Raw genomic sequence first — 24,163 nt, forward strand, 5'->3', positions numbered from 1 at the left:
TTTACCCATATTGTTATTATGTATTAATAAATTTAGGAATTCATCTTATGGATGAAACAAAATCGACAAAATTGTTAACTAAACGTGTAATCATTGGCGTAGATCAAACAATTGTGCAACACAAAGGATCGCTTAACAGACAAGAAGACGATTATATTGCACTCGAAGTTCCTGTTGCATTAGTGTACAACGGAATTTCTCACGTTGTTATGATGGCAAGCCCTAAAAATTTAGAGTTGTTCGCTGTCGGATTTTCTTTATCCGAAGGCATTATAAAGTCTTCTAATGAAATTCGCAGTATTGAAATTGTTGAAAATTGTAACGGGGGCATTGAAGTTCAAGTTGAATTATCAAGCCGACGTTTTATGGGATTAAAAGAGCGACGCCGTAATATGACCGGGCGTACAGGTTGTGGGATTTGCGGAACGGAGCAACTTGAAGAGATTTTTCGTCCTATTACGCCATTACCTTTTACACAAACATTTTCACTTTCAAATCTTGATAAATCATTAGAGCAGATGACAACCGTTCAAGAAATTGGTGAATTAACTGGCTGTACTCATGCGGCTGTTTGGTTATCACCAGAGGGGGAAATGCAAGGTGGCTGTGAAGACGTTGGTCGTCACGTCGCACTTGATAAGCTTTTAGGTATGAAAGCACAAGAGCAATGGAGTGAAGGTGCGGTATTAGTCTCTAGTCGAGCCAGTTATGAAATGGTGCAAAAAGCGGCGATGTGTGGTGCCGAAATATTATTTGCAGTTTCTGCGGCAACCTCTTTAGCTGTCGAAGTCGCTAATAAATATAATGTGACGCTGGTGGGTTTTTGTCGTCGAGGAAGAGCAACCGTGTTTACTCATCCACAACGACTGACTGATTAATGAGCATGAAACACATTAAAATAGGTGTAATGACTATATATTCTCGCATTACACCTATTTGATCTTTCACTTTATTTATATTTATGACCACAGTTTACCTAGTGTGTAATCCCATTCTTGTGGCTTAATCGGAATGCGCCCTGCATTTGGAGTAAAGGTCATTTCGCTAAATATAAGTCTATTTTCAGACATTAAAAAATCAACACGGCAATAATTAAAGTTATCAGCCATTTTTGTGGCTAACTGCAACATTTTTTCAAATTGGATTGGTTTTTCAACTGGTTCTGGCGTGTTGGGATCTTCTAATGTGAAGGGTTGTAGCCGCCAGTCTGTATCATACACATTTATATACTCATTTCCTTTGGTGTCAGAGATATCAATCTCGGCATAATGAGGTTGACCATGAAAGCAATGAATACGACAAGTTGTTGGGATCATTGGGCTTTGTGTATTGAATAAATCAATATATTCTTCACAAAGAATTTGAGGTTTTATATTTTTGTAGTGCCATTCTCGCGTTACTGGATAGAGGTTACGTTTTAAATGAAAATGGAGTTTTTTCTTTGCTTTTTCAAAATCAAAGGTTGATTTATCAAGGCATATCACTGTACTTCCGCTGTCATGATTGCATTTTAATACAAAGCGTGGAGGGAGTTGAGAGATATCTATTTCATCAGGGTGTGAATAAGTTTTAATAATAGGAACAAGATAAGATGGGCCTATTTTATCTATCACATAGTCTCTCACTTTAATCTTATCTGCTAAACGCGTATAAATTGGATTTCTATCAAATAACATACGTGCATTGATTTTTTCATTAAGTGATGTTGGTATTTTAAAATTAGGTTGATAACCTAAATTACGAATAAACTTATTCTTTAAATACACACGATCAGGTAATGCGATAGTACGAAATTGTTTGAAATAATATTCTATAATTTTCATAAGCTAATTTATATATGTGTTTATTTTTTATATTAAGAAATAATTAAATTTATATTAAAGGAGTATTAATTTAGCAATGTAGTGGTAAGGTTTTAAATGAGTAATATAAAAACAATATCTATTTTTAATTTTTATTAATATGGATATCAATACGTCAACATAGAGAGTATTGGCTGGAATTATTTTAAATTAATATAAAAATAGCGACATTAAGAGATAATTAATAAACGTAAAGATTGATTAAGAATATATTAATTAGGCGACCACTTGGTTATATGAATAGGTTTATCCCAGTTATTAAAGCGTAATCCTTTGCCAGTTCTATTTCCGTGAGCATCTAATATTTCATAATATTCTTCAACGATTTGACTACGACCACGTTGCCATTCATTGGTTGTTGCAAAAGGATCGATTAAATAGATATCACCGACAACGGTATATAGCTCACCTAAATAGCGAATTTTTTTTGTACTGCTATTTGAATAATGAGAAAACATAATTTGGTAGGTTTTATAGTGTTCAGGTTGACCATAAGGGCCATATTTCATTGCAATATAACGAATGCCTTGATGATCAGAGTGGTTTGTACCACCAGGAACAGGCATATCAGGGGTGATATTAAAAAGAGTATACCGAGAGCTTGCCGTAGGTTGTCTTAATGCTTGTCGATAGCTTTGTGTATCAAGCCCTGTGGCGTTCCATGTTCTGTCCACCAGTCCATTTCCTGCAAAACAGGAAACAGAGGATCCTAATAATGAAAGAATTATAAATAGGAACTTAGCAAACATAAATACTCCTTTATTGCCATTATGATGCCAGAAAATAAGGTATCTATTCCGTGAAACAGAGATGTAGAACCCGGTTATTTCTTGCTGTAACCCCTATCGATTCCAAATGGTTATTTAAAAGAAAAAATAAGTGATTGTATTTTGAGCAAAAAATACGTTTTTATAATGAGAGAATATGAGAGTTAATAGGTGAAAACGTATGAATACATTCCAAACATTGCGTGTCGCGACAGTACAGTTTCAACATAAGGCGAACGATAAAACTAATAATTTAGCGAAAATTCATCAGTTTATTGATAAAGCGGCGACTGAAAAGGTAAATATTTTAGTTTTTCCTGAAATGTGTATTACGGGGTATTGGCATGTTCCTAAATTATCAGATCAATCAGTGTATGCATTAAGTGAAAGAATTTCGGATAGTAGATCATTAGCATTAATAAAACAAAAAGCGATAGAGCATCAGATGGCGATCGGTGTTGGGTTAATCGAACGGGATGAAGATAACTCTCTTTATAATACATGGGTTGTTTGTATGCCTGATGGTTTATTACATAAACATCGTAAATTACATGCCTTCGAACATCCGATCATCAATAGTGGTGAGCAATACACTGTATTTGATACCCCTTGGGGGATCAAAATGGGGATACTCATTTGCTGGGATAATAATTTGGTTGAAAATGCGCGAGCTAATGCATTATTAGGTGCTGATATTTTGCTCGCGCCTCATCAAACGGGAGGCACAAATTCATGTAGCCCATATAGCATGAAGCCCATTCCTATGGCTCTTTGGAAAAATAGACATCAAGATCCACAATCATTACAAGATGCTTTTCAAGGAGAGCATGGACGAGGTTGGTTAATGCGTTGGTTACCAGCAAGAGCCCATGATAATGGGATGTTTGTGCTCTTTAGTAATGGAGTTGGGCGAGATGAGGAAGAAATTCGCACAGGTAATGCGATGATTATTGATCCTTATGGGAGGATCGTAAAAGAAAGCTGCGCCATTAACGATGATATGGTAATTGCCGATATTGACCTTACATTATTAGAAAACTCTACAGGAAGACGCTGGCTAACAGGGCGAAAGCCTGAACTGTATTCGATTTTGACAACGACATTTGGTAACGAGCAAGATCCTATTTCGGTGCGATTTGGTAAAGCATAATTTAATAAAAAAACAGCTCACATTTTGTTAGCTGTTTTTGTTTTGGCTAGAGAATAATCTCAAAGGAAGATAGAACACTTTATTTATCAGCTTGTTGGTCTTGGTTATTAATTTTATTTATTTATTCTATGATAGAATAATAAAAGGAAAAACTATGTGGGATTAATGATTAATCATGGACACTCGTTTATTGAATGCATTTGTTGTATTGGCTGAAACTGAACATTTTGGTGAAGCATCATCAAGGCTTTGTATTAGTCAGCCTGCACTCACTAAACAAATAAAAACATTAGAATCTCAATTGGGTATTACTCTTTTTCAACGTGGGCGCCAAGGTGCAAAACTTACCCTAGAAGGGCAATATTTACTCAATCAATGTCAATCAGTATTAAGAGAAGTTTATCTTTTAGAAAAACAGGCTCGCCAATTAATTGAGCCTCAAAAGATCGAGCTTTATGCTGGGTTTGGTTTGTCATCATTAAGCTTTATTACCCCTTTATTGGCTAAGTTTAAGCAAGATTATCCAGATATTACGGTTCATATTGATGATATGCCCTCTAATATAATGGAAGAGAAATTACTTTTAGGGGAATTGGATTTAGCTTTTTCACGTTTGCCTATTTCTGAGCCATTAAAAGGTCTCCAATTAGCACAAGAGAGACTAATGTTAGCTGTTCCAATACAAAATATTACGGTATTAGAGGTGGATGATAATCCATTACACTATTTTGAGACGCTTGGGCTTATTCAACTTGTGCCTGAAAAAGGAAAAAAGCTTTATCAGCAGATCCATGATTTTTTAAAATATCATCAAATAAAGCCTCGAGTATTACAACAATCACAAGATATTCAAACACAATTGGCGTTAGTTGCAGCAGGTTTGGGGGTAGCTCTTGTTCCTAAAAGTGCAGAACTTATCTGTGATAAACAAAAAGTAACACTATTACCGCTTTCTGGTTTATATACACAATGGGAAATAGGTATTATTTGGAATAATAATATTAAAAATAAAGAGCGTGATCTTCTTATAAATATAATTTCTTAGGAAATAAATAAAATCTTATGAATAATAATGGTTTTTAATTTTAGTGATGATTGTATTTTTAATATATAGCCTTATAGTAAAGATAAAACACCTAATAAATATTAATTAGTTTTAAAACAAAGTGATTTAATTAATTGCGAGATTGCTCACAAAAAATAACATAAAATAATAATGACTTTTTAACGTGTTTTAATAAAAAGTTAAATTAAAACATCATATTAAATTTATCTCCCTGACATAAATAAGGCTAATTAAAATCATTGTTATTAAAAAGAGTTATTTACAATGAAAGAAATTTATTTAATATAGTTCACCGACAACACAGCAAGCTTTATATTCGCCAGTGAAGTTGAAAAGATAAAATATAATTACCTCTGTAAGTGGCTACTTATTATTTTATTTATAATAAGTAGCCACACCCTCCAATGAATAATATGGAAATTATTATGAAAAAACTGAATAAAATAACTTGTGCGTTATTCGTATTAATGGGCACACATGCGGTGCAAGCTGAAATTCATTCTAATCAAAGTGGTTCTTTTACAACAATGGAAGTGGGAGCAAGTGATGCAGTTAATCGAGGTCCTCATCAATCAGTTGGTGGAGAACCAGGTGTTGGGATAAAAACTATTGGGAATGGTGCAAAACTTAGCTTTGCTTCGTTAACATCGCCAAGAATGAGTGGTGGGGCGGACAGTAATGGAATTTATACAGTCCAATCCAATCATCAACATAGTGATATGGGGGTTTTCCACTTTGCCAAAATTACTGATGCCAATGTCTATTTTGGTGACTGGGCAAAAACAACATCAGCAACGGATGCGACACATCAAACCTATTATATCGGTAAAGATGTCACAACCACATTACCAACAGATAGCGCTACTTATACCGTAACAGGTATTAGTCAATATAGTGGTAGTAACCTACTGACTGGTACATTTGATGTTGATTTTTCACAAAAGAAAATTGAAGGTTCATTGGTTAATAGTCAACGTACTGTTGAGTTAGCAGGTGGAAATCTTTATACCGCAAATAATGAAGTGACGTTTTCTGCAGATGCAAATGAAGGGGCAACATCAGGGGTTGTTGAAGGGGCTTTCTTTGGTGAAAGTGCAGAGGCATTAGCGGGTATTATGGTGTTCAGTTCTGACCATACAAAAGATATTAGTTTTGGTGGCACGAAAGATAGTAGTGATAGCGAATAAATGACAGCAGCATGGATGCTTCTTGATTTTTTCAAAAAAGATATTATAAATTTGTCTGGTAATACAATCGGTTAATTCTTTTAAAGTGGTATTAGTGGTCATTATGCTAAATGTTAGCAACAGATAATCTGGTATAGGGTTATCTGTTTTTTTTTATCTAAATTAAGCTGATTTAAAGGAATTATTTTCTTATTATCATAAGGATATGTCATGAATTATTATCAACTCTTAATAAGAGGGGTATTGGCTTTACTGCTCATTTTATTTTCATTTAATGGGAGTGCAAAAGAGAGGCGTGACAAGCCATTTTATTATTTTGAAACAACGAGTACAGCTAAAGTAGGTCAGCAACTTTATCACTATTTGCAACAACAACAGTGGCAAAAAGCAGAAAGTTCACTGCTTTATTATCAACAACAACCCCAACATGAAGTGTTACTTGTTAATTACGCAAAGGCGTTACTGGCACAAAATAGAGGTGATTTTTTAAATGCTGAATTTTATTATCAGCAACAACTTAAGCAAAAAGCCGATTTTATCCCAGCCCAAACCGGGCTAATTCAACTTTATTTTCATTTACGAGAATATAAAAAAGCACAGCAACAACTTAATCAACTGAGCAATATCGTTAATTTATCTAAAAATATTATCCAATCTATTGAGTTTTATAAGGTTAAGTTAGCCTCTTATTTTCAAGGCCAGCGTTTCTATCAACTTGGTTTTTTTTATGACGATAATATTAATCATGCACCTTACTTATCTGAAAAAATTGTCTCTCAATCCACTCAAGGAAAAACGACGCTAAGAGGTGCAAAACCTATTGCATCTACAGGAATTACTCATTATTTTTCTTTTTATCAACCTTTTATTATTTATTCTCATCATACTTTTTCTTCTTATACTTATGCTCGATATATAGATTATCATTCTCACCGTAACGCCAATTTTTTTGCATTATATACACAGCTGGGCTACCGCTATCAAAAACCGCAATATCAGTGGTCAATAACACCTTATTACGAAATAAAATCATCACGGGAACAATATGAATATCAAGCGTGGGGAAATGAAACACAGTTTTATTATTTTATTAATAAAAAGCAAACTATTAATTTAAGTTTTGATTATAAAATAAAGAAATATCAAAAAGCGTTAAATAATTTAAATAGTAAGCGAGTAAGTTATAGTACTTACCATAACTATTATTTTAATAATAAAATGCAGTTAGTTAATCAATTAAATTATCAGTTAGATCGTAAAAAAAATACTTTATTAAATTATCAGCTGTATGGTATAAAAACTGGCGTTTATTATCCACTGTCAGTGAATTGGCATATCTCTCTCTTTTTACAGTATCAATTTAAATACTTTAATAACTATAACTCTTTATTAAAGAAGAGAAGAAAAGATAATGGTTTTATTTTTACAACCAACATTAAAAATAAATCACCTGTTACTTTAGGGTTTTATCCAACAATAGAATTACGTTATACCCGAAGATTAAGCAATGTGGATTGGTTATATCAATATCAGCAACATGAAGTGTTATTTAAATTAGAAAAACAATTTTAATTAAATAAGTTACTTCCTTTATTAATTGAATAGGTAAAACAATGCATGTAATGCTTTTTAGAAAGCGAAAAATTGTTTCAATCTTCGTTTCTCTATCGCTATTTTCTCCTTGCTTTTATCTGCAAGCCAAAGAAGATAAAACCGATCTTGGTCATATTCAGATTTCTGATAATAAAGAAAAAGATAAACAGGGTTATTCACAAGTTTATGAGAAAGATGTCTCTAATGTTTATTTAGGCAAAGAATTACTAGAGCGTTATCAAGGCGTTTCTCCCGCTGATTTACTAAAAAGCGCCATTGGTGTTTATAGTGGTGAAGCGCGTAATGGGGGAGCACTTGATCCTAATATTCGGGGTATTCAAGGGCAAGGTCGAATACCTGTTACTGTGGATGGGACAGAGCAGGCAATTACTGTTTATCGAGGTTATAGTGGTGCATCTAATCGTAACTATATTGATTCTAATCTGATTAGCAGTATCTATATTGAAAAAGGTCCCTCATTAACACCCGATATGAAAACCGGTATTGGCGGGGGTATTGCGGTAAAAACCTTAGATATTCGAGATATTGTGCCTATTGGCGATTCTTTTGGTATCAATTTTAAAGGGGATATCAGTAATAACTCCACACGGTATAAAGAAGTCTATTTAGATATGCTTGGAGATTATCGCAATTATCCTTATTTCTATCATCATGGTTCAAAGGTCGTTGATCCTGCTTTAGAAATAACCCCTCAAAAAAATAAAGATTGGAATTTTCATGACCATTCATTTCGACTTGGGATTGGTTTTGAAGAAGAAAAATTTAATTTATTATTTGCTTATGCACTGCGAGAAAAAGGAAATTATTTAGCGGGAAAAAGAAATACAAAAGCTTATCTAGAAACGGATGATATGAAGGCAATCCATTCTATTGATTATAAATTAAGATTAACGCCTTATGTTCCTTTTATTGCTCATATTTATCGTCCTGGTAATGAAGTCCCTAATACCTCCAGTCGTAATCGTTCCTTTTTAGTAAAAGGAACATTATTCCCTGAATCAACACATCGTTTTTCAATTAACTATCGATACACAGACTTACTGTTTGGCGATATTATGCCTCTGAGATTAGAGTGGGCTCGTTACGAAAAAAATGTCGTGACTCAATGGCCACTAGCAACGATTAATCAACAGGCGGGAATATTAACTTATCAGTGGAAACCAGAAGATAAGCAAGCGGATTTACTGTTACGTTTATGGGGTAATTTAACTTCAGGGCATACGAATACTCGTGGTGGTGAACCCAGAGTCTCAATGGAGACTGATTATGACGAAAGGTATTTATCTAAATGGGATGCAAAAGTAGATACCCATTTTATTGATACAGCTTCTCTTTATCAAAAAAATAACCGCTATGGCGTGGATTTATCCTCGATATTTAAATTATCACCTCAATTTTCTATTTCATTTTCCAGTAATTATCAATTTGAAAAATTAGACAGTGATGAAATTAAAATTCCTGAAAATTTTGATTTTGTTACCGCAGGGCGAGCAGGGCAACGTCATGAAATTAATTTAGCCCTTTCCACAGATTGGAAGCCACTTTCTTGGTTAGCCATTACTGCTGGCGGCAAATATCATTACTATCATTTAACCGATACTTTTTTAAATAATAAGCGGCGGAATAACGTAAAAGGTTATGGGAAATCCCCATCAATAAGAGGTTTTATTCTTCCTTATCGACGAACTTTAACTGCTGAGGAATATTTATTATATAGAGCCTACCATAGTATTGATGTAGAGGGTTTACCGGAAGAACTTAAAAATTTTCGACATAATCCAGAAATAGACAAAAAAATACGTAAGTTTATGCAATCTAAGTTTGTTTATCCTGAATATGAAAACTTATCATTAGAAATAAAAGAAAAGACTATTAATAGAAATGAAATAAAAAGAGTTCAAGTTAATATGATGCAGGATGATTTTCTTCATGATGAACAAGGAAATCTCAACATAAAATCTTCTCAAAAACGTCCTATGATCACTGAATATACAGTCTTACTTTATGACAAAAATGGAGAGTTACCTAAAAGTAAAAACATCTTCTTAAATGGCTATGTTGATATTAATGAAAAAGTACCTGATCCAATTACAGGTAAAGCCGTTAATAAATATGAAATGGGTGTTTCTAATCCAATACCTATTTATCTTGATGATAAAGATAATTTTGCACCAGAGCCCAGCTATCATCATGGCGCATTTTCCCCTTTAGTGTCTGCGACGATTTATGCCAACGATATATTGCGTTTTTATGGGCGTTATACTGAGCAGCTACGTTTACCTAATTTATTTGAAGATACCAGTGGTTTTTCTGGGTCAAAAGCGCGTTATTACGGTTTTAAATTAAAACCCGAGCGTGCGAAAAGTACAGAATTTGGGGTTGTTTTCGATTTGACAAATTGGCTAAATGTGGAGCGCCATGCTGATATTAAAATAAATTATTTTCATACCAATATTGAAAATGTGTTTGATAGAGATTCGAATTGGCAAATTAGACAATTTGAAAAGCAAATATTAGAGGGATTAGAGGTTCAAGCTCGCTTTGATAATGGATTTATTTTTATGGATACGGCTTTAGTTTATAGCCATAAAAATAAAGTATGTGATAAAAATGCCTTTAGTCACTATGATCCCTTTGGTTTCTTGGGGATTAAAGAGTGTATGACGGGCGGTTATCCTGGTGGTTTTTTACGTACTTCTATCCAACCTAAATATTCGGTTAATTTACATTTAGGGACTCGTTGGTTCGACAATAAATTAGAAATTGGTAGTCGTTGGCTTTATTCATCAGAAGTGGAAAATAAAGATGAGAAATGGCTAAAAGAAAAATTACCACGAGAAATGTATGGCAGAAATAACAACCCAATGCGTTGGGCAAAAGTCTTTACCGTTGATGCTTATATTAACTATCAGTATAGCCCTAATTTATCTTTTGAAATAACAGGCAGTAATTTATTAAACGAATACTACATTGATCCTTTAACGCGATCAGGTATGCCTGCGCCGGGAAGAACATTCCGATTAGGTGTGACTGCACAATTTTAATTAAAAGAGAGTAAGGAGCTTTTATTTATGTTGGCACTTTCTGTCAGGCATCCGTTTAATATTTATTATTGGCTGATTGGCATATCGTTAGTTTATATCGGCGTATTAAGTTGGGTGTTGCGTTCACTTTCTATGACAGAAAGTGCACACCATATTCATCAGCAACAAGAAAATACATTATCCGTTTACCAAGTGGTATTTTCATCACCTCAACAATCTACAGTGGTGCCTGAGCCGATTGAAAAAATTGAACCTCAAGACAGCGCCATTGTTTTACCAAGTTCAGAAAAAGGGGAGTTTGTTGAAGCACCAAAAAAAACACCTGAAAAAATAAAAGAAAAGCCCATACCTCTAAAACCAATTACACCCGTAAAAAAACAGGTGGTGCAAGAAAAAATAGAGCCGACAAAACAGCGTGATTTAGAAAGCCAAATAGCGCAAACAGCTTCAGAAGCCTCGGCAGAAAGCTTAACGCAACATACGGCAAGCTCGTTAGCAGGAAGAAGTCATGCGTTAAGCGAGAAAGGAATAGGGCAAGGTGAATCTGACAATCACTATATTAGTTCACTGCGCCGAGAAATAGAGCGTCATAAACGCTACCCATCACAAGCTCGTCGCATGCAACATGAAGGTCAGGTGGTGGTGAGTTTTTCACTAACATCAGAAGGTACAATTTCAAGGGTTGAGATAGAAAGTACCTCAGGTATTTCTTCTCTTGATAATGCGGCTATTGCTGCGGTTAAACGTGTAAAGCCCATAGGCCCTAAACCTGAAAACCTATTGAACCCTTTAATTGTCTCATTAGATTTTCAATTAAATTAGTGAGCTAGCGAAAGCACTTAAGTTGAATTTAGACTTAAGTGCTTTTTTATAAAGTTGTTTTTTGTGCACTCATTCGCATTTTTCCAATTACAAGCACATAAATGTTTGTTGTTAATGATATTGATTATGATTAACATTAATAATTATATTTATTATTTAAAGTAAAGCTTGCTTACTTGGAAATTAGTTATGTTTAAATCCGCTGTTTCTACTACCTTTTTTTTCCTTTTCTCTCTCTTTGTTAATACCGCTAGCGCTTCTGATGTGGGTGCAGATAGTGAATCTTGGCCTCGTACATTTACTAGCGTGGATGGTTCTAAAGTTGAAATAAAAGCAAAACCACAACGTATTTTATCTGCATCGGTTTCTATCACAGGGACATTACTCGCAATGAAAGCCCCCGTCGTTGCAAGTTCAACCGCAGCAAATGGGCAATATTTTGCTCAATGGGATAAAGTGGCAAAAGAAAGAGCGGTTGAAAAATTATGGTCAGCAGGCAGTGTTTCATTAGAGATGGCTTATCTTTATTCACCTGATTTAATCGTTGTTTCCGTAAATGGTGGTGATACGGTTTATCCACAAGTTGAACAATTTCAACAAATCGCGCCGACTATTGTTTTAGATTACGGCAAACAGAGTTGGGAAAGCTTGGCTTTACAATTGGCACAAGCGACAGGCCAAGAAAAAGAGACGGATATACTATTGCAGCATTTTGCAAGCTTAGTAAAAGAAGGGAAAGAGGCGCTACAACTGCCGGAAGGTCAGGTCAATATTATCTCTTATTTTGGTGCTGGTACTGTTAATCCCGTTTCATTACCTACCAGTCCTCATGCAGTACTATTACAACAACTCGGTTTCACCATTGAAAGTGTAGATCTTGCTTGGCAACCGAAAGATAAACCCGTTTCAGATTTTGTGTGGGCTCAATATGAGCATTTAACACAACTCACTGCACCTACAACGTTTCTATTAAGTGGAACCGCTAAAGAAGCCGATATATTTATGGCTGATCCTATTCTTGCAAATCTGCCTTCTGTTAAAAATAAGCAAGTTTATGGTTTAGGTGCAAACTCGTTTCGTATTGATTATTACAGCGCGCAAGAAATTATCAGTGATATGGTCGCGCGTTTTAGTCAGCATAAGTAATAACGTATGTTTACTTCTCACCACAGCATAAAGTGGGGAATAAGAGGCGCTATTCTCCTATTGTTCTTTTTTGCACTATTAAGCTTATTTGTTGGAAGCAGGCATGTTTCTATGTATACAACATGGCAGGCTTTTGCCAATTTTGATACGACAAATAGTGAGCACTTATTAGTACGTTATCTACGTTTTCCTCGCACATTATTAGCAATAGTGATTGGCGTTGCATTAGGTGGAGCAGGAACGTTAATGCAAGCTTTAACACGTAATCCACTTGCCGATCCGGGGCTGTTTGGCATTAATGCTGGAGCAATGGTGGCGATCGTCTCTGTTATTGCATTAACGGGGATCACTGATGTCACTATTTATATGTGGTTTGGTTTATTAGGGGCATTCTGCGCGGGTGTTGGTGTTTATCTTCTTGGTGGTGTAAGACACGGACTTAATCCTGTGAGAATGGTGCTTGCAGGTGTTGCCCTTTCTGTCGTTTTACTCGCTATTACTCAACTTGTTACGGTCAATAGTGATGAACGTGTTTTTGATCAATTCCGTCATTGGGTTGTGGGTTCATTGCAAGGGCGTAGTTTCGATGTTCTGTACCCAATTACTGTGTTGGTTGTGATTGGAAGTGTGATTGCTTACTCGCTAACACGCTCGTTAGATATCGTGACATTAGGTGATGATATTAGTCATGCGTTAGGTGCAAACCAAAAACGAGTTTGGCTATTGTCGGCATTTTCAATAGTTCTTCTTGCTGGAAGTGCTACCGCAGCGGTTGGCCCTATTAGCTTTTTAGGCTTAACAGCCCCTCATTTTGCTCGTCGTTTAGTCGGTGCTGAATATCGGCGGATCTTACCCATGTCGATGTTAATTGGTGCGTTAGTCATGCTGATGGCAGATTGTTTAGGGCGATTAATCGGTACACCAGGCGAAATTAGTGTCGGTATTATGATTTCACTGATTGGTGGGCCTTTCTTTATTTATCTGGTTAAACGTTGGCGGATCATTACATTATGAAACCTAAAAATAATGAGATTATCTGCCAATTGGGTACATGGTCTTGGCACTTCTCTCTTAAAGATATCGTCATCGCTTTTATCTTGTTTTTATTGGTGATTTCTCTCGCCTTCTTTGCATTGACAACGGGCAAGTTTCCCATCGAGTTTTCTACATTAATAGATATTGTTGTCGGGCAATCAGAAGGTGGTATCAAAGAGAAAATTGTCATGGATATCCGTTTGCCTCGTCTACTTACTGCTATGGGGGTTGGAGCTGCATTAGGTATTTCAGGCGCTATTTTCCAGTCGATCTCTCGTAATGTTTTAGGTTCACCGGATGTTATTGGTTTTACAACAGGTGCAGCAACAGGGGCATTACTTCAAATCATTATTTTTAATGGCACGGTTGTGGATATCGCTATTTCTACATTAATAGGCGGAATGGCAACGGCGCTAATTGTTTATCTACTGTCATTAAAAAATGGTGTTATGTCTGGTTACACCATGATTTTAATCGGTATTGGCGTCGGTGCCATTTTACATGCCTTTAATAGTTTATTGTTGGTAAAAGGCAATATTGATAATGCCATTATGGCTAATCTTTGGCTTGCTGGTTCACTAAACGCTCGTACTTGGCAGCATGTTTACCCTACTTTTATCGGTTTACTGCTGCTTGTTCCCCTTATTGTTTTTTATGCTAAATCACTCACTTTAATGGAAATGGGCGATGATATGGCCCAACAATTGGGCGTCAATGTTGGCCGAGTAAGATGGGTGATGATTTTTAGTGCTGTATTACTCGCTTCATTAGCGACTGCCAGTGCAGGGCCGATTGCTTTTGTTGCACTCGCGGCACCTCAATTAGTGATCCGATTAAGCCACTCAGGAAAGCTACCCATCGTCGGCTCTGCATTAATGGGAGCACTTCTTTTGCTTTCTGCTGACGTATTGTCACAACGCCTACCTATTGATGTCACGATGCCAGTAGGTTTAATGACGGGTGTTATTGGTGGACTTTATTTGTTGTGGTTACTGACAAAAAAACAGAGAACTTAAAATAATAATAAAGGAAATAAATATTTAATAACTTAAGGATAAGTCATGGGATGGTCGCCAGAAAGACTAATTAAACGTTTGGGATGTAATGTGGGTATTTTATAAATCGTCTAATGGCATGCTCTATGGCATGAAAGGTATAGACTTATGTCTACTGTTCTTACACTACGCGCTAAAAAAGCCACAATAACAACACTAGTGCAAACGGCTTTATTAGGAACTTTATGTATTGCTGTTCCTAATGTAAATGCACAAGAAATAGAAAAAACATCAACGTCACAAGATAACAAAAAACACGACGAAAAAGTGGATGTGTTAATTGTAACTGGTGAAAAACTCAATAAATCTATCTATGACACAGGCTCGAGTGTCACGGTTTATGATGCGAAAAAAATAGAAGCCACACCGAATGCAGATGTGAACACCTTACTGCAAATGACACCGAATATTGTTGATAACGGAAACAGCAATGCTTTACCTGCTATTCGTGGTGTTGATGGCTCAGGGCCAGCTCAAGGTGCTATTGCTTTCCTCGGTGGTACTCGACCTAGAGTTAATTTCTCTGTTGATGGGCGCTCATTTACCTATAACGAATTTGGTTATGGTGCTCAATCCTTGTGGGATGTGAATACGGTTGAAATTTTCCGTGATCCACAAAGTTATGTGCAAGGCCGTAATGCTATTGCTGGTGCAATTTTGGTTAAAACTCAAGACCCAACATTCTATTGGGAAAATGCAGTAAAACTGGGTGCAGGTCAGCAAGATCTTCGTGAATATGCAGTCATGACTTCTGGGCCACTGATTGAAGATAAATTAGCGTTTCGTTTTACCGCAGAAAGACAAGAGCGTGAAAGCTTTGTGCATATGGATAAATATTCACCAACGGGTGATCCGCGCGATATCCATTCCAATACATTCCGTGGGAAACTACTTTATGACTCTTTAGATAATCCTGATTTTAAGGCCAAGCTAACAGTTAGCCATCTTGATAGTCGATCACCGCAAAATGAAGCCAATATGGCAAGTAATTTAGCGCCAAATGCCCCTTCACGTTTTCGTCCTGTGATTAAACGTAAAACAACCAGTGGTATTTTAAATACTACATGGGAAGCGAATGACAATTTAAGTGTTGAAAATACACTGATTTATACTGATTTTTCAACACGTCGCCTAACGGAAGCACAAAGCCCTCGTGCAGATATTGATGCTAAAGAGTTTGAATTTGAACCTATGCTCCGTTTTAAAACGGACAGTGAAGCATTAAGCGGGATTTTTGGTTTACGTTATTTCCACGCCAAACAAGATGAATTTGTGAATATCTTTGGGGGTAGCTATTTTGATGATAAAACAGAAACGGCTTCCGCTTATGGTTCATTAACTTACGCACTATTTCCTGAAATTGATGTCACGTTATCAGGACGTTTTGAACGAGAGCACCACACTCGTAATGGGGGAAGTGCGGCTGTTGCTATCGATTTTGATGAAACCTATAACACCTTCTTGCCTAAAGCTGATATCGCATGGAAACCGGGTGTGAATCAAACCGTCGGTTTTGCTGTCGGTCGAGGCTATAACGGTGGTGGCGCAGGTGTGACGATTGGTAAGCCAATTGTCACTTATGTTTATTCTCCAGAATATGTGTGGAACTATAGCCTTTATACACGTAATAGCCTGTTGGATAACAAGTTAAGTGTGATGACAAACTTGTTCTACAACGACTATAAAGATATGCAACTGCCATTCTATTTAGGACCAAACTCTTCCACTATTCGTAATGCGAAAAAGGTTGAAACTTACGGTGCCGAATTAACAATTGCTTATCAACCAATAGACTCGCTTGAATTAAATACAGGTGTTGGTTTATTAAAAACTAAAATCAAAGATTTTGGTAACAGTGGTATTGAAGGGAAAGAATTAGCTCGAGCACCAAGTTATACTGCGAATGTCGGTGCTAAATATCAATTAACTCAGGCGATGGATATTAGCGGTAATGTTCAGTTCTCGGGAGATTATTTCTCGAATGCAAATAATGCAGATAGCGGCAAAGTAGATAGTTTTTGGTTAGCTAATTTACAGCTTGGCTATAATTTTAAATGGGGTAGAACGACGTTATTTGCTCAGAATTTATTTGATTCTGATAAACGAATTCTTATTCCAGATAATAATAAAGATACTGCCATTTATCAGCGTCCTCGTATGGTTGGTGCTTCAGTAGAAGTTCGTTTCTAAATATAAATCACAGCAAAGGGTGATGCTAATTTATCACCCTTATTTTGCTTAATGTGATCATTCAATAAAAAGATAATGTTATGCATAATAGCCGATTACAGACACACAGTTTAAAGTTGGGATATCAGCAGACAACAATTTGCCAAGATATTTCGCTTTCTATTCCTGATAAAAAGGTCACTGTCATTATAGGTCCCAATGGTTGTGGTAAATCAACGCTACTGCGTAGCTTGTGCTGTTTATTAAAACCATTATCAGGCCATGTTTCATTAGATGCTCAGCCTTTAACGTCATTACCGACTAAAAAACTCGCTCGTCAAATCGCGTTATTACCACAAACGATGCAAGCACCTTCTGGGATCACTGTGGCTAATTTAGTCGCAAGAGGACGATTTCCTCATCAAAGTTTTATGCATCAATGGAGCCGAGAAGATAAGTTAGCCGTAGAAACGGCAATGAAAGAGACTGGAATTGTGGAATTTGCAGATAAAACAGTGGATTCGTTATCTGGCGGTCAACGGCAACGTGTTTGGGTGGCGATGATATTGGCGCAACAAACTGAGATTTTACTGCTAGATGAGTCAACAACATATTTAGATATTGCTTATCAAATTGAGTTACTCAATATATTTCGAAAACTTAATCAGCAGCAAGGACGCACTGTCGTTGCTGTTTTACATGACTTAAACCAAGCGTGTCGTTATGCCGATAATTTAGTGGTGATGGTGAAAGGAAAAATCATTGCGCAAGGAGAGCCAAAATCTATTATCAATCAAGCGTTAATCAAACAGGTTTTTGATTTGGAATGCCAAATTATTCCTGATCCTGTTGTTGGGACACCGATGATTGTGCCTTGCTAACTATATAACCAACTATATTGCTGGCTATATAGCTAAGAAATAAAAAAGCGGCTTTAGCATAACTAAATACCGCTTTTAGATTTGAGTTAGCATAAACAAATTACGCTGTTTTTGGCCATTTGTTGGCAACCCAAAGTCCACTCATTTTCATCGAATACCCAAATAGAACGCCAACGATTAATGAAGGGATGGTTTGATAGAGATCCCCTTGAGCGGCAAATATAGTACATGCTCCAATAAAGGTGCCGGGAATATAAGCGAGTAGTGCACTTTTAGCTTGAATACACATCACAAAGGCAATAACACCAGTGACAGCATAGCCAAAAATAGAAATATCACTAAAGACTTGGCTACCATAAATAATCGCCAATGCCCAAATCACGCCACTCATAATGGTAGCCATGGTGACAGCTAATCCTTTAATACCTTCTTTAGGATAAGCAAAATAGGCGGTACAACCCAAAAAGCCAGCCCAGCTTAATAAATCAAATTGATTAGCAACAAATGCCCAAATGGCAGAAAGAATGCCTGTTGTCAGCGCAGTAAAATAAAGCGTTCTCACGGTAGACTCTTAAATATAAGGGGGATATTTACCCAGTTAACTAAAAACGAAGTTTAGCATTGTCATTGACTGGTTTTCTATATTTAGATCATTAAAAAGCACCATTAATAATGGTATTAATACGTGTTAGATATATTGATCTTTATTCAAGATAGAAAAAGTAAAAAGTAAACGATTGCGTAATCAGTTTTATTTATTAAATGTAAAAATAAATATTTTAACTAAGTATTATTTATTGATATTTAATTTATTATTATTCTTCAATAATATGAATATAAAGAGTGCGGAGAGAATAAGGACAATTGTTCTCGGTTTCAATTAGTGTAAAACCATGTCTTTCATAAAGTTGAACTAGATTTTTATTATTTTCGCATTCTAATATAATGATCCTACCACCAATAAGGGCTTTTGCTTCTGATAAGACAGCATAAATCTCATTCAAGATTAACTTTAAAGAAATAGAGTTATTTATTATAGATGTGTTTTTCCCAATTTGACCAATAAGAAAAGCTTTAATTCTTTCAGCTTTTTTAGAAATTCCATCGAGTTGTTGTATTTTTGTTTTACTTATTTTTGCATTATCAAGAATAAGTTCTTTAAAGGATAAAGAGAAGTAAGCAAGAATTTCACCATTATCATTTAATATTAAATAGGTTCGTGCATTATTAGTTTGCTCAAATCTTATTGCTTTAGTAGAAGAAGTTAAAAATTTCTCAACATCACAATTTAAATTATTAGAAAAACTACTTAAGAGTTTAATTGTTGTTTCTTTATCAAACTCTTTTAGTAGTTTTCCAAGTTGGACAATCGTTGTTTTAATAACGCAATTCCTTGTCTATTTTCTGTTTCGTAATTCCGTTTTACTATTTTTATATGTCGAGGATAACTTAAAGCATTCTGTATAAGTTCAATAGACTGTTTGTCCTTAACAATAAAATTTTTGCTAAAAGAAGTCGTGGCCATAGATATCTCCTATGATTTTCTTTCCGGAAAATATAGCAATGTTGATTAGTATAAACAAAGATTAATTGTTTGAAAAATGAACTACAAGGAGGAGTAAAACTATCACTTAATTATTAAAAAACGACTATAGTGTGTAAATCGAACTCTACCTGCCATAACCGTTAAATTGAAAGTTACACGGTATAGCAGGTAAGATTTAGTGGTTACTTCCCGATACAGAAACTAGAGAAAATACGACCCAATAAGTCATCTGAGGTAAATTCACCGGTGATCTCACTTAATGCTTGCTGAGCCAGTCTTAACTCTTCTGCCAACAATTCACCGGATTTTGCATAAACCAGTTGTTCATGGCCTTGCTGTAAATGTTCTGCAGCGGTATTTAATGCCTGTAAGTGGCGGCGACGAGCCAAGAAACCACCTTCAGTATTACTATTAAAGCCCATTGCTTCTTTTAGGTGGGAACGAAGTAACTCAATACCCATTCCATCACGAGCAGATAAGCGGATCATCGGGTAGTTACCTTGTGCCGTGATCTCGGCATTCTCACCGGTTAAATCTGATTTGTTACGAATAACAGTAACAGGCAAGGTGTCTGGCAAACGTGCCATAAATTCAGGCCAGATATCTTCAGGCGCTGTTGCATCGGTTGTGGTGCTATCAACCATAAATAGCACTCTATCTGCTTGTTCAATCTCTTTCCAAGCTCGTTCAATACCAATGCGTTCAACCTCATCACTGGCCTCACGTAAGCCTGCAGTGTCGATAATATGCAAAGGCATACCATCAATATGAATATGCTCACGTAATACATCACGAGTTGTACCAGCGATATCCGTGACAATAGCCGCTTCTCGACCTGCTAATGCATTTAATAGGCTTGATTTACCCGCATTTGGACGACCTGCGATCACCACTTTCATCCCTTCACGTAACAAGCTACCTTGGCGAGCTTGAGCACGAACATCATCTAATTCAGCAATAACGGTATTAAGTTTTCCTTCAATGATACCGTCAGAAAGAAAATCAATCTCTTCATCAGGGAAATCAATAGCCGCTTCAACATAGATACGTAGATGAGTTAACGACTCTACCATCTCGTTAATATGAGAGGAAAATGCACCTTGTAATGAATTAATTGCTGAACGTGCTGCTTGTTCTGAGCTAGCATCAATTAAATCAGCAATCGCTTCTGCTTGTGCTAAATCGAGTTTGTCATTTAAAAATGCACGTTCAGAAAATTCCCCAGGGTTTGCAATACGCACACCAGGAATTTGTAAAATACGTTTTAGTAATAAATCTAGAATAACGGGGCCGCCATGGCCTTGTAGTTCTAGAACATCTTCACCTGTAAATGAGTTCGGATTAGGGAAGAAAAGGGCGATACCCTGATCAAGTACTGAGTTGTCATCATTGCGAAATGGCAGATAATCAGCATAACGAGGTTTAGGCAACTTACCTAGAACGGTTTGTGCCACAAGAGCCGCTTTTGGGCCAGAAACGCGTAGGATACCAACACCGCCTCTTCCCGGAGGTGTGGCCTGAGCGACGATAGTATCAGTGCTATGCATGGTGTACTCGCTTAATCAGAATAATCATATCAATATAAAAAACAGAAGGCGGTCATTGTAGACCGCCTTCGCTATTTTATGTCACTTTCCTTTGAATGTAACCAAGGAAGAGGTTTTTCCTCATGTGACCTTATTTTTTGTCTCTGCTGTGTAAGCCACGTTTTTCCAGACCGCGGTAAATTAACTGCTGCTGGATAATGGTCACTAAGTTACTGACGATATAGTACAGAACCAGACCTGATGGGAACCACAGGAAGAATACGGTAAACACAACCGGCATAAAGGTCATGATTTTTTGTTGCATCGGATCAGTTACTGCTGTTGGAGACAGTTTCTGAATGACGAACATCGTTACACCCATTAATAATGGCAGGATGTAGTATGGGTCTTGCGCAGACAAGTCTTGGATCCATAACATAAATGGAGCATGACGTAATTCAACTGAGCCCATCAGCATGTAATACAACGCAAGGAAGATTGGCATCTGGATAATCAGTGGTAAACAACCACCCAGAGGATTCACTTTCTCTTGTTTGTATAACGCCATCATTTCTTGGCTCATACGTTGTTTGTCATCACCAATACGTTCACGCAGAGCAGCCAGTTTTGGTTGCAGTAAACGCATTTTCGCCATGGAGGTGTACTGCGCTTTGGTCAGCGGGTACATGATACCACGAACGATAAAGGTGATCATGATGATGGAGAAGCCCCAGTTACCGATAAAGCTGTGAAGGAATTTCAACAGTTTAAACAGTGGTTGAGAGATAAACCATAACCAACCGTAGTCTACAGACAGGTCTAAATGTGGCGCGATAGCGGACATTTCAGACTGAATTTCAGGGCCAACCCATAATGTAGAGGTGATGTCAGCTGTACTATTTGGTGCAATAGTGACAGGTGCTGATTTATAACCAATCAGAGCAATGGATTTGTTTTCTAAAGTAATTGAGTAGAAGTTATTGTTCTGACTATCTTTAGAAGGAACCCATGCTGTTGCGAAGTATTGTTGTAACATCGCAACCCAACCATTATTCGTGGTTAGAGATAAGTTTTTATCTTCGATATCACCAAAACTATATTTTTTATAGTTGGTTTCATCTGAGGAATATGCCGCACCACGATAAGTGTGTAGCGCAAAGTTGCTGCTACCAGTATCACGGCTTTCTGGCAATTTAACAGATTGTTTTAACTGACCGTAGAAGTTCATTGTCAGTGTTTTATCTGTTGTATTCTCAATTTTGTATTCAATACCGATATCGTACTGACCTTTTTTCAGAATAAAGGTTTTGACGAATTTTACGCCTTCTTCATTCACAAAAGTCATAGGTACACGTAATTCATCCTGGTTTTCACCAAGTACAAATTCGTTTTTATCAGCAGTATAAACTGGGCGAGATTTCTGATCTGGACCATCTGGGCCAATTAAGCCGCTTTGAGCCTGATACAGGAATTGAGGTGTAGTTTCCAGTAAACGGAAAGGTGTCTGTGAATTAAGCTCGGCGGGATAGGCTAACAAATCAGCCTCATCGATTGTACCGCCCTGAGTATTGATACTAAGATCAAGTACATCAGTTTTTACGGTAATCAATTTTGCCTGCTCATTGCTGTTACCAGTTACAGCAAGACTATCACTACTTGGCATGTCCGCTTGTTGCGAGATCTGAGTAGTAGTGGTGGTGTTTTGTGAAACTTTATCACCCTCCCACTGCTGCCAGATCAGGAAAGAAACGAACAGCAAAGCGATGAATAGAAGATTGCGTTGCGAATCCATCGTTAATTTTCTCTGTTATCGTCGTTTTTTCTAGGTGGGACAGGATCATCACCACCTTCGTGTAAAGGGTGGCATTTTAATATGCGTTTCACTGTTAACCAACTACCTTTTATCATTCCAAACCTGCGCAATGCCTCAATTCCATAATGAGAGCACGTAGGATTAAAACGACAACGAGGCCCCAACAGAGGACTAATCCCCAGTTGATAGCCCCTAATCAGCAAGATCAGGACTTTTGAGCCAAGCGACAATGACGACGCCATAATTTACCCAACACTTCCGTCAATTGGTGGTTATCAAGTTCAGCAACCCCTTTTCTTACTAATAACACAAAATCCATCGGCGGTAATTCATGCTGATGTAAACGAAAGTATTCACGGGCCAATCGTTTAATACGATTGCGCTCATGAGCACGTTTAACGTTTTTCTTTGCGATTGTTAGACCGATGCGGGGATGCCCCAGCTCATTCTGGCGACCCAAAATAGTAACTTCTGGTGAACTCGCGCGTTGTGGCTGCTGGAAAACAAAATTGAAATGCTTGGGAGTTAACAAACGTAACTCCCTTGGAAAAGCGAGCTTAACCACGGAATGGTTAGCTTTTATTATTTCGAAGAAACGGTCAGACGAGAGCGGCCTTTCGCACGGCGGCGAGCCAGAACCTGACGACCATTTTTAGTGGCCATACGAGCGCGGAAGCCGTGGTTACGGTTGCGCTTCAGTACAGACGGTTGAAAAGTGCGTTTCATGGCGATTTCTACCTACTTAATATAATTACTGATTCAGCAAATGCGTTGACAGACAGGCGTGCAATAAATAAACAAACCGGTACTTCAATCGCAGCATCAATGATGGAAAGATGCGGGATTGTAATAAAATCACTCAAATGCGTCAATCAAGATGACGCTTTAAGTACCGATTTTTGTCGTCTTTTTTAGCAAACCCGATAATCAATCCTGACTTATGCGCAACGAGTACGCTTATTAGCGACCTAAAAGAGAGCCTTAATAAGTGACTTTGTTGGTACAAGCACGCAGGGTGCAAGATTATACGGACTCATGGTGAAAGCGCAAGGATCTTTGGTGGATCAAGTGAGAGATATTTGATCACTTACTATAAGAAGGAGAGATTTATGCAAAGAGAAAGTTATCCCCAATTGCTATTTATAGGGCGACTCAAGTACACTAGAACGCCTTTGCATATTTCATTTGGTGAATTATCACAAATCATCAAGCCTGTGGATAAAAACCATAAAAACTGTGCAAAAGAAAGAGGATCTTCGTTTCATTTTGCGATATGATCCCCCGTCACGATCAGAATAGCCAGTCTGCGATCGTGAATCACGATGTAAATAAATCGTTGTCACCAAGAGTTGTTCCTTATTAAGAATTGAAGAGGAACGATGTTGTGCACTTTGTGTTTAAGCACGCTGTGTTTAGCTACATTGTACAACTGCATTTTTCCTGTTTATTTTTTAGTCTTGTTTTTTTAGGGGAGTCCGCC

General features: G+C 36.9%; 22 protein-coding genes. 13 read left to right on the top strand and 9 right to left on the bottom strand.

Going from position 1 to position 24,163, the window contains the following annotated elements; genetic code table 11:
• Nucleotides 1-47 precede the first annotated feature (47 nt).
• Nucleotides 48-878, top strand: a complete 831-nt coding sequence (gene fdhD, locus LG402_RS20520) for a formate dehydrogenase accessory sulfurtransferase FdhD (RefSeq protein WP_166539264.1) — start codon at nt 48-50, stop codon at nt 876-878.
• 81 nt (nt 879-959) lie between these two features.
• Here the strand turns inward: fdhD and LG402_RS20525 are convergent, their stop codons facing one another.
• Both LG402_RS20525 and umoA read right to left on the bottom strand, forming a co-directional pair.
• The gene (locus LG402_RS20525; protein ID WP_166539265.1) at nt 960-1,823 is read right to left on the bottom strand and encodes an ATP-grasp fold amidoligase family protein; all 864 of its coding nucleotides are present in this window, start codon (nt 1,821-1,823) and stop codon (nt 960-962) included.
• Nucleotides 1,824-2,074: 251 nt separating this feature from the next.
• Nucleotides 2,075-2,611: a UmoA family flagellar biogenesis regulator gene (gene umoA, locus LG402_RS20530; protein WP_166539266.1), complete on the bottom strand. Its 537-nt coding sequence runs from the start codon at nt 2,609-2,611 to the stop codon at nt 2,075-2,077.
• Between the two features lie 199 nt (nt 2,612-2,810).
• Here umoA and LG402_RS20535 point away from each other — a divergent pair, with 199 nt between their 5' ends.
• The 11 genes from LG402_RS20535 (at nt 2,811) to LG402_RS20585 (ending at nt 17,798) form a co-directional block, all read left to right on the top strand.
• Nucleotides 2,811-3,779, top strand: coding sequence for a nitrilase family protein (locus tag LG402_RS20535; protein WP_166539267.1), 969 nt, complete (start codon nt 2,811-2,813; stop codon nt 3,777-3,779).
• 175 nt (nt 3,780-3,954) lie between these two features.
• Nucleotides 3,955-4,824, top strand: coding sequence for a LysR family transcriptional regulator (locus LG402_RS20540; RefSeq protein ID WP_166539268.1), 870 nt, complete (start codon nt 3,955-3,957; stop codon nt 4,822-4,824).
• A 446-nt stretch (nt 4,825-5,270) separates the two neighbouring features.
• Nucleotides 5,271-6,032 (top strand): Slam-dependent surface lipoprotein, encoded by a 762-nt coding sequence (locus tag LG402_RS20545; protein WP_227336222.1) that lies wholly within the window; start codon nt 5,271-5,273, stop codon nt 6,030-6,032.
• 210 nt (nt 6,033-6,242) lie between these two features.
• Nucleotides 6,243-7,604, top strand: coding sequence for a porin family protein (locus LG402_RS20550; RefSeq protein ID WP_227336223.1), 1,362 nt, complete (start codon nt 6,243-6,245; stop codon nt 7,602-7,604).
• 41 nt (nt 7,605-7,645) lie between these two features.
• Nucleotides 7,646-10,690, top strand: coding sequence for a TonB-dependent receptor domain-containing protein (locus LG402_RS20555; RefSeq protein ID WP_227336224.1), 3,045 nt, complete (start codon nt 7,646-7,648; stop codon nt 10,688-10,690).
• A gap of 27 nt (nt 10,691-10,717) precedes the next feature.
• A complete protein-coding gene (locus tag LG402_RS20560) occupies nt 10,718-11,512 on the top strand; it encodes an energy transducer TonB (RefSeq protein WP_166539272.1) in 795 nt (264 codons plus the stop codon).
• Between the two features lie 189 nt (nt 11,513-11,701).
• Nucleotides 11,702-12,658, top strand: coding sequence for a Fe2+-enterobactin ABC transporter substrate-binding protein (gene fepB / locus LG402_RS20565; RefSeq protein WP_227336225.1), 957 nt, complete (start codon nt 11,702-11,704; stop codon nt 12,656-12,658).
• Nucleotides 12,659-12,664: 6 nt separating this feature from the next.
• Entirely contained in the window at nt 12,665-13,672 is a 1,008-nt protein-coding gene (locus tag LG402_RS20570) for a FecCD family ABC transporter permease (protein WP_227336226.1), read from the top strand.
• The gene (locus LG402_RS20575; protein WP_227336227.1) at nt 13,669-14,709 is read left to right on the top strand and encodes a FecCD family ABC transporter permease; all 1,041 of its coding nucleotides are present in this window, start codon (nt 13,669-13,671) and stop codon (nt 14,707-14,709) included. Before LG402_RS20570 ends, LG402_RS20575 begins: the two co-directional genes overlap by 4 nt.
• Before the next feature lie 147 nt (nt 14,710-14,856).
• Nucleotides 14,857-16,938: a TonB-dependent receptor gene (locus LG402_RS20580; protein WP_166539276.1), complete on the top strand. Its 2,082-nt coding sequence runs from the start codon at nt 14,857-14,859 to the stop codon at nt 16,936-16,938.
• An 80-nt stretch (nt 16,939-17,018) separates the two neighbouring features.
• A complete protein-coding gene (locus tag LG402_RS20585; RefSeq protein ID WP_227336228.1) occupies nt 17,019-17,798 on the top strand; it encodes an ABC transporter ATP-binding protein in 780 nt (259 codons plus the stop codon).
• A gap of 100 nt (nt 17,799-17,898) precedes the next feature.
• Here LG402_RS20585 and LG402_RS20590 read toward each other — a convergent pair whose 3' ends face one another.
• From LG402_RS20590 to rpmH, 7 genes are all read right to left on the bottom strand, one after another.
• Nucleotides 17,899-18,360, bottom strand: coding sequence for a DUF1097 domain-containing protein (locus LG402_RS20590; RefSeq protein WP_166539278.1), 462 nt, complete (start codon nt 18,358-18,360; stop codon nt 17,899-17,901).
• 783 nt (nt 18,361-19,143) lie between these two features.
• Nucleotides 19,144-19,323, bottom strand: coding sequence for a hypothetical protein (locus LG402_RS20595; RefSeq protein ID WP_088494147.1), 180 nt, complete (start codon nt 19,321-19,323; stop codon nt 19,144-19,146).
• A 203-nt stretch (nt 19,324-19,526) separates the two neighbouring features.
• Nucleotides 19,527-20,891, bottom strand: coding sequence for a tRNA uridine-5-carboxymethylaminomethyl(34) synthesis GTPase MnmE (gene mnmE, locus LG402_RS20600; protein ID WP_109409832.1), 1,365 nt, complete (start codon nt 20,889-20,891; stop codon nt 19,527-19,529).
• A gap of 130 nt (nt 20,892-21,021) precedes the next feature.
• Nucleotides 21,022-22,662 carry a membrane protein insertase YidC gene (gene yidC / locus LG402_RS20605; RefSeq protein WP_109409833.1) on the bottom strand — a complete coding sequence of 547 codons (1,641 nt, stop codon included), beginning with the start codon at nt 22,660-22,662 and terminating at the stop codon, nt 21,022-21,024.
• A 2-nt stretch (nt 22,663-22,664) separates the two neighbouring features.
• On the bottom strand, nt 22,665-22,925 hold the full coding sequence (gene yidD, locus LG402_RS20610) for a membrane protein insertion efficiency factor YidD (RefSeq protein WP_072070482.1): 261 nt from the start codon (nt 22,923-22,925) through the stop codon (nt 22,665-22,667).
• Complete coding sequence (gene rnpA, locus LG402_RS20615) at nt 22,889-23,248, bottom strand: ribonuclease P protein component (RefSeq protein ID WP_071788569.1); 360 nt, start codon at nt 23,246-23,248, stop codon at nt 22,889-22,891. The genes yidD and rnpA overlap by 37 nt, the downstream gene beginning before the upstream one ends.
• 17 nt (nt 23,249-23,265) lie before the next feature.
• Nucleotides 23,266-23,409 (bottom strand): 50S ribosomal protein L34, encoded by a 144-nt coding sequence (gene rpmH, locus LG402_RS20620; protein ID WP_036933424.1) that lies wholly within the window; start codon nt 23,407-23,409, stop codon nt 23,266-23,268.
• Nucleotides 23,410-23,792: 383 nt separating this feature from the next.
• On the opposite strand from rpmH, the gene LG402_RS20625 reads away from it, so the two are divergent.
• Nucleotides 23,793-23,960 carry a hypothetical protein gene (locus LG402_RS20625; protein ID WP_162557025.1) on the top strand — a complete coding sequence of 56 codons (168 nt, stop codon included), beginning with the start codon at nt 23,793-23,795 and terminating at the stop codon, nt 23,958-23,960.
• Nucleotides 23,961-24,163 lie beyond the last annotated feature (203 nt).

Source organism: Proteus sp. NMG38-2, from assembly GCF_020640995.1.
Lineage (GTDB): Bacteria > Pseudomonadota > Gammaproteobacteria > Enterobacterales > Enterobacteriaceae > Proteus.

Excerpts from the sequence above, each read along its gene's own strand:
- fdhD (WP_166539264.1), top strand. The coding sequence starts at position 48 with ATGGATGAAACAAAATCGACAAAATTGTTAACTAAACGTGTAATCATT.
- LG402_RS20525 (WP_166539265.1), bottom strand. The coding sequence starts at position 1,823 with ATGAAAATTATAGAATATTATTTCAAACAATTTCGTACTATCGCATTA.
- umoA (WP_166539266.1), bottom strand. The coding sequence starts at position 2,611 with ATGTTTGCTAAGTTCCTATTTATAATTCTTTCATTATTAGGATCCTCT.
- LG402_RS20535 (WP_166539267.1), top strand. The coding sequence starts at position 2,811 with ATGAATACATTCCAAACATTGCGTGTCGCGACAGTACAGTTTCAACAT.
- LG402_RS20540 (WP_166539268.1), top strand. The coding sequence starts at position 3,955 with ATGGACACTCGTTTATTGAATGCATTTGTTGTATTGGCTGAAACTGAA.
- LG402_RS20545 (WP_227336222.1), top strand. The coding sequence starts at position 5,271 with ATGAAAAAACTGAATAAAATAACTTGTGCGTTATTCGTATTAATGGGC.
- LG402_RS20550 (WP_227336223.1), top strand. The coding sequence starts at position 6,243 with ATGAATTATTATCAACTCTTAATAAGAGGGGTATTGGCTTTACTGCTC.
- LG402_RS20555 (WP_227336224.1), top strand. The coding sequence starts at position 7,646 with ATGCATGTAATGCTTTTTAGAAAGCGAAAAATTGTTTCAATCTTCGTT.
- LG402_RS20560 (WP_166539272.1), top strand. The coding sequence starts at position 10,718 with ATGTTGGCACTTTCTGTCAGGCATCCGTTTAATATTTATTATTGGCTG.
- fepB (WP_227336225.1), top strand. The coding sequence starts at position 11,702 with ATGTTTAAATCCGCTGTTTCTACTACCTTTTTTTTCCTTTTCTCTCTC.
- LG402_RS20570 (WP_227336226.1), top strand. The coding sequence starts at position 12,665 with ATGTTTACTTCTCACCACAGCATAAAGTGGGGAATAAGAGGCGCTATT.
- LG402_RS20575 (WP_227336227.1), top strand. The coding sequence starts at position 13,669 with ATGAAACCTAAAAATAATGAGATTATCTGCCAATTGGGTACATGGTCT.
- LG402_RS20580 (WP_166539276.1), top strand. The coding sequence starts at position 14,857 with ATGTCTACTGTTCTTACACTACGCGCTAAAAAAGCCACAATAACAACA.
- LG402_RS20585 (WP_227336228.1), top strand. The coding sequence starts at position 17,019 with ATGCATAATAGCCGATTACAGACACACAGTTTAAAGTTGGGATATCAG.
- LG402_RS20595 (WP_088494147.1), bottom strand. The coding sequence starts at position 19,323 with ATGGCCACGACTTCTTTTAGCAAAAATTTTATTGTTAAGGACAAACAG.
- mnmE (WP_109409832.1), bottom strand. The coding sequence starts at position 20,891 with ATGCATAGCACTGATACTATCGTCGCTCAGGCCACACCTCCGGGAAGA.
- yidC (WP_109409833.1), bottom strand. The coding sequence starts at position 22,662 with ATGGATTCGCAACGCAATCTTCTATTCATCGCTTTGCTGTTCGTTTCT.
- yidD (WP_072070482.1), bottom strand. The coding sequence starts at position 22,925 with ATGGCGTCGTCATTGTCGCTTGGCTCAAAAGTCCTGATCTTGCTGATT.
- rpmH (WP_036933424.1), bottom strand. The coding sequence starts at position 23,409 with ATGAAACGCACTTTTCAACCGTCTGTACTGAAGCGCAACCGTAACCAC.
- LG402_RS20625 (WP_162557025.1), top strand. The coding sequence starts at position 23,793 with ATGCAAAGAGAAAGTTATCCCCAATTGCTATTTATAGGGCGACTCAAG.